Source organism: Nonomuraea sp. NPDC049625 (assembly GCF_040675285.1).
Taxonomy (GTDB): Bacteria; Actinomycetota; Actinomycetes; order Streptosporangiales; family Streptosporangiaceae; genus Nonomuraea; species Nonomuraea angiospora_A.
The window spans coordinates 1-3,717 of the sequence record NZ_JBFAOQ010000051.1 but is presented as its reverse complement, the minus strand read 5'-3'; the positions used below and the strand labels follow the sequence as shown (position 1 = coordinate 3,717).

The window sequence follows — 3,717 nt, the reverse complement described above, 5'->3', positions numbered from 1 at the left end:
CACTGGCAGGCTTCATTGATCCATTGATCTGTATTCCTCCCCGGTGTGCCGTAGGACTTCACCCTCTGTGATCACGGAAGCCGTTGGGGTCGGAGATCACCACGACCCTTCGGGTGTAGGACAGCAGTGGCCGCCAACGGCAGGCATCAGCACGTCAGACTTGATCGGCTCGTAGCGTGCCGCCTGCGGCGTGATCCCGCAGCAGGACTTCGAGCTGCCGGGCCGCGCGGGTGAGTTGGGAGAGCCGGTCGGCCTCGTGGAGAAGTTGCGAAGGGCCGTAGGGTCCTTGGGCGTCGGGGTCGTGGAGGTATTCGTCGGAGAAGTGATACCGGTCAACTCCGAAGTGCTGGGCGACCTCCTGCCGGAGGGCGCCGCGCTCATAACGCAGGACGAGCGGCTGCCACGCGTCGCGAATTTCGAGGGCGAGTTCCCAAGCATCGGGCCAGGGATCTGTGAGCGCGTCATCCCAGTCGAAGTCGAAAAGATCGCGAGCGGCGAGTGACAGCGCGTTGCGGAAGGGCTCGAACTCAGGGATGTCGTCGGCTCCGGGCAGTTGTTCGCGGAGCCGTTCGACGAAGGGATCGTCGATGGCCTCGGCGGCTGCGTAGCGAGGTGCGTGCTCGTTGACCCAGGTCACGTACTTCCCCCGTTGATGAGTGGGACACGGCCCATGCTGTGGTGTTGAGGAAGTGCCGCAGGTGCAGGGGGTGGTTGTGGCCATGACTCATCCTTTCTGAAACGACACTGGCAGGCGCCGATCCATCGATTGGTTTCCTCTTCGCGTCGATTGCCTGACGCATCACTGTTCGTGGTCGCCGGGGGCGTAGCGGCTCCATGGGCTTCCGGCTGCGGTGGCGAGTCTGGTGGCGGTGTCTGCGTCGTAGCCGAGCATGCGGGCGACCACGGGTGCGGGGGTCTGCAGGACGAGCTGGCGGATCGCGGCCGAGCGCCCGGGGCCGGCGAGGATGCCGAGCTTGCTCAGGCGTGACTGGATGGTCGTGGGGTCCAGCGGTTGTCCGCCGCGGCGGCCGGGGAACAGCCAGCGGCTGTCCCGGTTGGTCGCCGTGGTGGTGTTCGGCCTGGTCTGCGTGTAGTCGAGCAGCAGTCCGGCGAAGGGCTCGGGGACGGGCGAGGGCGGGTCCCCGAGGCGGAGGAGGACCTGATCGCCGTCGTGCATGAGGTCGTCGAGGGTGAGCCGGAGGATGCGGCTGATGGGCTGGGCATAGAGCAGGACGAGCAGGGCGATGACCCGGTCGCGGTCGGGGGTGCTCTGGTCGCTGAGGGCCTTGCGGATCAGGGCGAGTCGTTGGCGCTGGCTGATCGGGGCCGGGTTGAGGGTGCTGCGAGTCGGGATGGCCAGTTTGGGCATATGGCCGGTGGCCATGCACCAGCGCAGGAACGCCTGGGCGGAGCGCCGGGCCAGGAAGGCGGTGGCGTGCCAGGCGTCCAGGTCGGCCTGGGTGCAGCGGTCGAGGCGAGTGTTGTGATCGTCCAGCCAGGTCAGGAAGGCGGCGGCCTGGACGAGGACGCGGCGGGCGTCCTGGTTGCGCTTCATGCCGAGGGGTTGCCGGTTGGCGATCGTGCGGAGCTTGCGCAGCAGGTGCCAGGTGGCGAAGCGTTCGAGCAGGCGCCGGTGCTCGACGTCGTCGATGCCGGCGAGCCATTCGGCCAGCCAGCGCTTAAACAGCAGCAGGTGCCGGTCGACGGCGGGCAGCACGCCGTGGTGCATGAGCAGGTCCCGCAGGTAGGCGGCCGATCGCCAGGGCATCATGGCATCGACGGTCTCGTGGGTGATCGCTGTGTCCGGGCTGGCCAGGATGCGTAGCATCTCAGCGACGTGCGGGCGACGTAACCAGCTCACTCCCGCTCGCGGGTTGTCCATCTGGCGCATGCCCTCGAACAGCGGCAGGAGCTCGGGCCGGATGCTTCCGTGGCCGTCGTCGAGGACGGCCTGCAGGTCCTCGGTCAGCGCGCAGGCTCCGCAGAGCCCACGTCGGTAGCGGCGTCCTTCCCTGCCGCAGCCGTCGCAAGTCAGAGGCGTGGCGGTCATGCCTCGGGACGGATGCGCGCTCGCTTGGGCCGCAGGGCCGTGGGCAGCTCGACGACGCCGGCGTCGTCGGTGGCGGTCTTGCGGGACGCGGCGTTCTCCGCCTTGGTGGCGATGAGCTGGGCCGGGGTGCAGTCGAAGATGTCGCAAAGCGCCGCGAGCACCGGCAGCGACAGGCGTTCGGGAGTCTGGGTGACCAGGCGCCAGACCTGCACCGAGGACAGCTTGATGCCCCGGTCGTGCAGGAGCGGCTCGAGGTCGGTGGCGGCGAACATGCCGGCCGCGGCCATCATCTCGCGCAGGCGCCATTGATAGCTGACGTGCCGTTTCATCGGGTTCTCCTGGCTGGCTTGAGTGCGGCCTCGATAGTGGCGTCGAGGGCTCGGCGCAGGGTGCGGGTGCGGAAGTCGGAGGACACACAGGTGTAGATGGAGGTGGAGCTGGCATGGTCGTGGCCTGCTTGTTCCTGGACGAAACGGGCGTCCCAGCCGTCTTCGATGAGGTGGGTGATATATGAGCGACGCAGCGAATGGAAGTCGAGCACGGCATCCAGGCCGAGTTCGTCGCGGTAGGCCGCCAGACGGGTGTTGATCGAGCTCAGCCCGATGCGCGGGCCGCGCTCGGAGGGCCAGCATGCCGATGTCCCGGCGGTGGGAAACAGCGGGCGGATGTCGTCGATCCATTCCTGCAGGATCTCCGCCGACCAGTCCCAGACGGTCAGCACGCTGCGGCGCTTGGGCGGAGAGCCCTTCTTGGCCTTGCCATGCCGGACGTAGAGCACGCCGTACTCGCCGAACTCCGGCCCGTCGGGGTTGCGGCCGAAATCGACGGCATCCAGCATCCGTACCTCGTTGCGGCGCAGCCCGAACGCATAAGCGGTCTTGAGCAGGGCCGCGTCACGGAACGCCGGCATCCAGCCCTTGCGCCCGGCGGTGCGGATGCGCTCGACCTGCTCGTCGGCGTGGTCGAACAAAGCGATCAGCTCGTTGCGGGTGAAGGCGCGCTTGCCCGCGTCGGCGTCGGCCTCCTGGACGTGGGTGGCGGTGTTCCACTCGTGGACCACCTGGATCGGGTGAGTGCCGAATCGCTGTTCGCACTCGGTGGTCCACTGATAGGCGGGGTCGAGCAGATAGCCGCAGAACGAGCGGACGGCCTCCTGGTAGTTCCGCAGCGTCTTGCGCTTTAGATGGCGCACCGCCCGCAGATCGCCCAGCCACTCATCCACCTGATGCGCAGACCAGTGCCAGGGGAAGGCGTCGGCGTGCCGGGCGAAGGCCTGCACGGCCTTGGCCCGTGAGTTGATCGTGGAGAACGCCAGGTTCCGGGCCAGCTGCTGGTTGCGCCAACCCTCCAGCATCGCCGCGAACACCTGCTCCTCGGGTCGCAGTAACGGCAGCCCGCCGACCAGATGAAGACCCGCAGCGCCTGGCGAGAGCTTGTCTTGCCCCATCTGTCACTACCCTCCGTCACTTACACCTAAGGAAGGGATCTTTCATTAGATGTAATCAGAGCGCAAGTCCGCAGCTCAGCGCGTCGATACACGCCGCCCGGCAACCGCTACGATCGCTTTGACCACCTCGCGGGGCCTACAAATCCGCTGTTCCGGCAGTCGCTCTCGGTCGGTGTGCCAACCAATCTGGGTTCTTCATCAAATGAAATTGCCGCTAGTT

General features: G+C 67.1%; 4 protein-coding genes. All 4 read right to left on the bottom strand.

Translation table 11 applies throughout. The features are described from left to right. Positions 1–154: 154 nt before the first annotated feature. The 4 genes from AB0J87_RS64300 to AB0J87_RS64285 all read right to left on the bottom strand — a co-directional run bounded on the left by AB0J87_RS64300 (position 155) and on the right by AB0J87_RS64285 (position 3,497). Positions 155–637, bottom strand: coding sequence for a hypothetical protein (locus AB0J87_RS64300; protein ID WP_363985895.1), 483 nt, complete (start codon positions 635–637; stop codon positions 155–157). Between the two features lie 162 nt (positions 638–799). Next, complete coding sequence (locus AB0J87_RS64295; protein WP_363985893.1) at positions 800–2,050, bottom strand: hypothetical protein; 1,251 nt, start codon at positions 2,048–2,050, stop codon at positions 800–802. Then, entirely contained in the window at positions 2,047–2,379 is a 333-nt protein-coding gene (locus tag AB0J87_RS64290) for a helix-turn-helix transcriptional regulator (RefSeq protein ID WP_363985891.1), read from the bottom strand. The genes AB0J87_RS64295 and AB0J87_RS64290 overlap by 4 nt, the downstream gene beginning before the upstream one ends. Beyond that, complete coding sequence (locus AB0J87_RS64285; RefSeq protein ID WP_363985889.1) at positions 2,376–3,497, bottom strand: site-specific integrase; 1,122 nt, start codon at positions 3,495–3,497, stop codon at positions 2,376–2,378. The genes AB0J87_RS64290 and AB0J87_RS64285 overlap by 4 nt, the downstream gene beginning before the upstream one ends. Positions 3,498–3,717 lie beyond the last annotated feature (220 nt).